Source organism: Blautia sp. MSK.18.38 (genome assembly GCF_024460535.1).
GTDB lineage: Bacteria > Bacillota > Clostridia > Lachnospirales > Lachnospiraceae > Blautia_A > Blautia_A fusiformis.
The window spans coordinates 23,391-30,023 of the sequence record NZ_JANFYP010000032.1; the positions used below are offsets into that span (position 1 = coordinate 23,391).

A 6,633-nucleotide genomic window follows, 5' to 3' on the forward strand; every position below is an offset into this window, starting at 1 on the left:
ATATGAGAAACAAGAGAATATCGATAAAAAAAGTCATTTTTTACATATGTCTGCTGGGATTGATTATTCTTTTGGTCATGCCCATACTGTGGGCTATGTTGCTTTCATTAAAGACAAATAATGAGATTGTCAACAGCCCACTTTCTTTGCCGCAGACAATAAGATTTGAGAATTATCAGCGTGCGATTGATACTATTGATTTTTCCAGAATGTATTTTAACACGATTTTACTGGTAGTAGTATCTACTTTTTTCAGTATTTTATTTACTTTTATGAGTTCGTTCGCAATTTCCAGAATGGTTTTTCGAAACCACAAGACATCAGAAACATTGTATCTTTTCCTGCTGATCGGGATTGGCATCCCTATTTATGTACTGCTGTTTCCGGTATATCGGATTGATTCACTGATGGGAATCCTTGGAACACGGTTGGGACTGATCTTACCGTATGTTGCAGTGAATATCTCGTTCAATACCTTACTGTTTACCGGGTTTTTGAGAGATATCCCCGGAGAATTGGAAGAAGCAGCAATTATCGACGGCTGCAATCTATTTAACCTATGTACCAAAGTGGTGATTCCGGTTATGAAACCCACGTTCGTGACGATCATTATTTTTAATGCAGTTTATATTTACAATGAGTTCCCGTTTGCATCAACCTTTATTCAGAATAATGCCTTAAACACCGTGTCGTTAATGACATCTATGTTTAAAGGACAATATTCCATGGATTACAGTGGGATCATTGCAGCGAGTCTGATGATCATACTTCCTGAATTAGTATTTTATGTCATTTTGCAGAAGTATATTATAAGTGGTATGACTGCAGGAGCAGTGAAAGGATAAGAAAATGAGAGAAATCGTAAGACCATCCCTACATTTTACACCACAGAAAGGCTGGATCAATGACCCTAATGGATTAGTGTTTTTTAAAGGACAATATCATATATTTTATCAGTATAATCCGTACCATGATAGCTGGGACAGTATGCACTGGGGGCATGCGGTAAGCCGGGACCTGATACACTGGGACGAATTGGAACCGGCACTGGTCCCCGATATGCCCTATGATAACGATAAAAACGGTGGATGCTTTTCCGGATCGGTTGTTGTACAGGATAATCAGCTATTTTTATTCTATACAGGAAGAACGGAAGATGAAACCGGTATTTTTGAGACGCAAAATCTTGCGGTGTCAAAGGATGGGAGACATTTCGTAAAGATAGAAGAAAACCCGTTGATAAATGAAGTCCCGGAAAAGGGAGGAAGAGATTTTCGAGATCCCAAGGTGTTTTTCGCGCAAGGAAAATGGAGAATGATCTGCGGAGGATCCACCGGAAGAATTGAACATCCAGAGAGCCGCGGAAGAATTTATCTTTTCTCTTCTACCGATCTGTATCATTGGACGTATAGCGGAATTTTGTACGAAGCAGAGCCTGGTGAGGGCAGAATGTTTGAATGTCCGGATGCCTTCTGCCTTGACGATGTCTGGTTTTTGACAGCTTCGCCGATGTATGAAAAAGACAGTGCAACGACGCTATATCTGTCCGGACAGGTGGATTTTGACAAATGTGAATTCCATAAAAAGATAAGCGGAACCTTGGATCTTGGAACTCATTATTATGCAGCACAGACATATCCGGTATTGAATGGGGAAATTCGGTCTGTTGCCTGGCTGGGAGGCTGGTTGTGGATGCCCTGGATCCGGGATTTCGGTCCCAAGGAAGGGTATCGTGGAATACTGGATGTATCACGAGTATGGTATTTAGATGATAACAGGCGTTTGTGTGCAAAAGTGGCTGATAAAGTGAAAGATGAGATGAAGCTCTTCCGCAGAACATTGGAAAAACATTGGACCGGTGAAAACATACCACCGCAAAGTCAGCCAGTAATGGTGGAATTGAAGGGAAAGCTGCCGGGAGATGGAGAGTTATTGTGCATTGATCTATATGATACAGATAGACATACCGTGACAATATGCTTTGATTATTCAAAGAAAGAAATGACCGTGAATTATAACCGGGCAGACACAGCTTCCAGATATGGTATACGAACTGTTTCCTGTGAAATGATGGAAAAAGAAACAGATATTGATATCCTCATAGACGGAAATACATTTACATTATTGTGGGAGCATGGTCTGTATCGTTATACAGGAAAATTATACCCACAAGGAAATATAGGCGTAGATATAAAATATAGGGCAAAACGGCATTATGATATTACCTCTCTGGGAGAGATATTGATTGATTTTACCGGGAAAAAAGAGAGTGAAAGACAAACATTGTCTTATACACAAAATCCGGGAGGTGCACCTGCTAATGTTGTGGTCGCGGCACAACGGCTGGGTGCCCAAACAGCATTTATCGGAAAAGTAGGAGAAGATTTCCTGGGTGATTTCTTAAAGGAAACACTGGATAAATGCGGTGTATCAACCGAAGGATTAATAAGTGATGCTGACTATTTTACAACACTTGCTTTTGTTAAACTGGCAGATAACGGAGAACGAAATTTTGCGTTTGCCAGAAAACCCGGAGCAGATATCAGACTGAAGGCTGAGGAAGTACGGAAAGATATAATCTGCCAAAGCCGTATTTTTCATGTAGGATCTTTGTCGTTAACAGATGAACTATCCAGAAATGCAGAGTTTATTGCATTAAAAGCTGCGAAAAATAATGGAATAATTATTTCTTATGATCCGAATTACAGAGCCAGTTTGTGGGATTCACAGGAAGAAGCCTGTAAATGGATGAGAAGTATTTTAGAATATGCAGATATCGTTAAAGTATCAGAAGAAGAGATTGAGCTCTTAACAGGTTATACGGATGTTCGGAAAGCAGCAGAGAGCATAACAGAGTATGGTGCAAAAATAGTACTCATTACTTTAGGCGAAAAAGGATCGTTTGTATATCTGCAGGATCAGCAGGAAGCATATGTTTCAGGTTATTCCAGCAAAGTTGTGGATACCACCGGTGCCGGAGATTCTTTTATGGGAGGCTTTTTATATAAGATTTGTGAATCCGGTAAGCGTATAGAAGAATATTCTTTACAGGAAATGATAGAATGTGTCCGCTTTGGAAATGCGATGGCTTCCCTATGTGTTGAGAGAGAAGGAGCAATACCTGCGATGCCTGTAATGGAAGAAGTGATTAAGAGGATCAATAGCTAACATAATCCGATCGATTGACAGCAAGAAGGAGCAACTCTGCAGTACCGGGAGTTGCTCCTTTTTGATATAATGATGTCGGGGTCAAAAGCCCCTGGCTTTGATGAAAAAGTCAGCTGAAGGCAGGAGGAAAATCATATGGAAACAAACTATGCAAAAAGTGCATACAGAACCTTTTTATTCTGGGGAGTATGTTCTTCTCTTGGGGTTACCATATCCACCCTTGTGGATGCTACTCTGGTAGGAAATTTTATAGGCAGTACCGGCCTGGCTGTGGCGAACATTGCAACACCGGTATTTCTGCTTTATTTACTTATGGGAATCACCTTAGGCGGCGGTGCAGGCGTCTTAATTGGGAAAAAACTCGGCGAAGCAGATCTGAAAGGTGTAAATCGGGTTTTCGGCTCCGTATTAAGTGTAGGACTGATAACAGGTGTGCTTTTCGCAGCTGTATCTCTCGTATTTCGCAGCGCATTATGCAGTCTGCTTGGTGCCACACCGGAGCTTTTGCCACAGGCACTGCAGTATCTGAACGTGGTGTTTGCCTTTGCCCCGATCTATGTGTTATATAATATTCTCTCTATTGCAGTGCGGACAGACGGCGCGCCAAAGCTGGCTGCCATTTCTTCAGCTGGGGTTATTGTCACAAATTTAAGCCTGGATCTGCTGTTTATGAAAGTGCTGACGTGACAGAAACCGTATCGCACTGGAGTCTGATCTTTTAAGTGCTGCGATGCTTGGTATTGAGAACATCCTCTGTCTGACAGGTGACCATACGAAGATGGGCGATCATCCGCAGGCAAAACCGGTATTCGATCTTGATTCTGTATCTCTTCTTCATACAGTACAGCTTCTTGAGTCCGGTGTAGATCTTGGAGGAAACCAGCTGGTTGGAGAGCCTCCGAAATTCTCCAAGGGTGCCGTTGTATCTCCATGCAGCGATTCCGTTGACGCTCAGCTTGCAAAGATGGAAAGAAAGGTTGCTGCAGGTGCAGACTACTTCCAGACACAGGCTGTATTTGAGCCGGAGAAATTCATCAAATTTATGGAAAAAGCAAAACAGTTCGGAAAACCTGTACAGGTTGGTATCATCATTCCGAAATCTGCCGGAATGGCTAAGTTCATGAACAACAACGTAGCCGGCATCCATGTTCCGGATGAGATGATCGAGGAGCTGAAAGCAGACAAAGAGAAAACAAAAGCCGGTATCACTGGTGTTGAGATCGCTGCACGTATCATCAAAGAGTGCAAGCCATACTGCCAGGGTGTACATATCATGGCACTTGGATGGGAGTCCAAGATCCCGGCACTTCTGGAGCAGGCTGAGATCTGATCAGAACGATTGCTTTATAAAAAATAACCAGAAAAGCTGTCCGGAACCGGGTGCAGGAGATGCACACCGACCGGGCAGCTTTTGTGTAAGAAAAAGCTTCTCTATACGGAAAAACTCTTCGGGAAGCCTGCGGGATCCACAGCGGAAGAATTCTAGCTTAAGAGGTAAAGAGACGATGGAAAGTATTATTATCGGGATCGCCGGAGGATCAGGTTCCGGCAAATCTACATTTACAAACAGACTGAAGAAGCATTTCGGAGACGATGTGGTGGTGATCTATCATGATAATTACTACCGCAGACAGGACGGAATTCCTTTTGAAGAACGTGTGAAGGTGAATTACGATCACCCGGATTCACTGGAAACCGATCTTCTGGTCGAGCATCTCAAAGAACTCAAGGAGGGCAAAACTATCCAATGTCCGGTATACGATTACAGTCAGCACAACCGCTCCGACAAAGTGCTGAAGATCGAACCAAGACCGGTCATTCTGGTAGAGGGAATCCTGCTTCTTGCAGATCCCCGTATCCGAGATCTTCTGGATATCAAGGTTTATGTGGAAGCAGATGCAGATGAGAGGATCTTAAGACGGATCTCCAGAGATGTGGAGGAACGTGGACGGGATTTAAACGGAATCATCGATCAGTATCTTACCACAGTAAAACCGATGCATTATCTGTACGTGGAGCCCACACGGGCGAAAGCAGATATTGTGATCAACAGCGGTAAGAATAATGTGGCCTTTGATCTGTTTGTGTCAAAAATCGGGCAGCTGCTGAAAGAACTGAAAAAATAATAAGTAAAATAAAAAGCATGTCATACTCTAGGACAGAGCGGATCAGATTGTATCCGTCTGGCTGTGTATGACATGCTTTTTTGACCGGTTCAGGTGAATATGTCTGTATTCACACGCTCTGTGTAAATTTCTCTACATAATATAAAGCTGCACCAATGGCAGGTGTATACTGCCCGTGGGTGCCGACCAGAATCTGGCTTCTGTCCAGGGTGAATGGTGCGTCTGTGTTGATGTGTTCTAACAGATAATTAATATCTTCTTCTGTAAAATAAGGTGCCAGATATCCGCTGATGATGATCGGTGCATCGATGATCAGGTTCAGATTTTTCATGGCAAAGGCCAGATGGTTCAGATAATCTTCCCAGTGCTCAGCAAGCCGGGGGGATTTTTTTTCGCGGAGCAGAGGGAAAAATTCCTTCACAGGCATCCCGGCAGACTGTTCCAGAGCGTTGGCAGAGCAGTAGGTTTCCAGACAGCCATGGTTTCCGCAGTAACATAAAGGGCCGTCAGGATTGACGCACATATGCTCAAGGGTTCCGCTGTGCATGGAACTTCCCTGATGAATTTGATGATTGGTGATAATGGCACCGCCCAGGTTTCGGTTCAGAAGGAACACGACAGCACTGTCAAGCTCCGGGTGATTCCACAGCTCCAGAAAAGCAGCGGATTTGGAATCATGTTCCAGATGGCAGGGGTAAGGAAGATGCCGGGAAAAATCCTCCAGTTTCATTCCGGTATTGTTCATGATGTTTCCGTAGATCACAGTGGAATTATCCGGAGAAGTGATCCCCTGTGTGGCAATGGAAATACCCAGGATCTTTTCATTCGGATAGTGATTTTCTGCGATGAATTTTCGTACTTTATCGGTCAGCTGTCTGTAATATTCTTCTGTGTTGGAATAGGGAAGAGCAATGGTTTCTGTATAAAAGGCATTTCCATATAAGTCGATTGCTGTGATATGGAACATGTTTTTCAGGATCCCGATTCCAATGGAAATCCGGAAATCCGAGACGATCTGGATGGCCTGGGCCTTTCGACCACCTGTGGAATCAAAATATCCGTTTCTGTCAATAAGCCCTTCTTTTTCCAGCAGGTTCAGGTTCTGGCTTACGGTGGAAAGCCCCATCTGAAGATCCTGGACGATCTGCATTTTGGAAGTCTGGTGTGTTTTGTATATATATTGGTAAACCTTGGAGCGGTTTATTTTTTTTAAATTGATGGTGGTTAATCCTTTTTCACTCATGAGATTCTCCTGATAAAAGTAATTATAGATATGTTTAAGTCGTGACATGCTCCCACCACTTAAATCTTACGATTTTGAAGTGGGGGCTTCCTGCTC

Annotated in this window: 6 protein-coding genes; 5 read left to right on the plus strand and 1 reads right to left on the minus strand. The window is 43.2% G+C overall.

Features of this window, described 5'->3' with window-relative positions:
- The first annotated feature begins 2 nt into the window (after window positions 1–2).
- From NE638_RS15765 to udk, 5 genes are all read left to right on the plus strand, one after another.
- Window positions 3–845 (plus strand): carbohydrate ABC transporter permease, encoded by an 843-nt coding sequence (locus tag NE638_RS15765; protein ID WP_173746664.1) that lies wholly within the window; start codon window positions 3–5, stop codon window positions 843–845.
- Window positions 846–849: 4 nt separating this feature from the next.
- Window positions 850–3,168, plus strand: coding sequence for a PfkB family carbohydrate kinase (locus NE638_RS15770; protein WP_118071784.1), 2,319 nt, complete (start codon window positions 850–852; stop codon window positions 3,166–3,168).
- A gap of 135 nt (window positions 3,169–3,303) precedes the next feature.
- Window positions 3,304–3,855 carry an MATE family efflux transporter gene (locus tag NE638_RS15775; RefSeq protein ID WP_118071783.1) on the plus strand — a complete coding sequence of 184 codons (552 nt, stop codon included), beginning with the start codon at window positions 3,304–3,306 and terminating at the stop codon, window positions 3,853–3,855.
- A 10-nt stretch (window positions 3,856–3,865) separates the two neighbouring features.
- A complete protein-coding gene (locus NE638_RS15780) occupies window positions 3,866–4,498 on the plus strand; it encodes a methylenetetrahydrofolate reductase (protein ID WP_256137233.1) in 633 nt (210 codons plus the stop codon).
- Window positions 4,499–4,673: 175 nt separating this feature from the next.
- Window positions 4,674–5,294: a uridine kinase gene (udk, locus tag NE638_RS15785; RefSeq protein WP_021976352.1), complete on the plus strand. Its 621-nt coding sequence runs from the start codon at window positions 4,674–4,676 to the stop codon at window positions 5,292–5,294.
- Window positions 5,295–5,403: 109 nt separating this feature from the next.
- On the opposite strand, the gene NE638_RS15790 is transcribed toward udk, so the two are convergent.
- Window positions 5,404–6,537, minus strand: coding sequence for an ROK family transcriptional regulator (locus tag NE638_RS15790; RefSeq protein WP_044962240.1), 1,134 nt, complete (start codon window positions 6,535–6,537; stop codon window positions 5,404–5,406).
- Window positions 6,538–6,633 lie beyond the last annotated feature (96 nt).

Bases quoted from the DNA above. Each gene is read 5' to 3' on its own strand.
- NE638_RS15775 (WP_118071783.1), top strand. From the start codon at position 3,304: ATGGAAACAAACTATGCAAAAAGTGCATACAGAACCTTTTTATTCTGG.
- udk (WP_021976352.1), top strand. From the start codon at position 4,674: ATGGAAAGTATTATTATCGGGATCGCCGGAGGATCAGGTTCCGGCAAA.
- NE638_RS15790 (WP_044962240.1), bottom strand. From the start codon at position 6,537: ATGAGTGAAAAAGGATTAACCACCATCAATTTAAAAAAAATAAACCGC.
- NE638_RS15765 (WP_173746664.1), top strand. From the start codon at position 3: ATGAGAAACAAGAGAATATCGATAAAAAAAGTCATTTTTTACATATGT.
- NE638_RS15770 (WP_118071784.1), top strand. From the start codon at position 850: ATGAGAGAAATCGTAAGACCATCCCTACATTTTACACCACAGAAAGGC.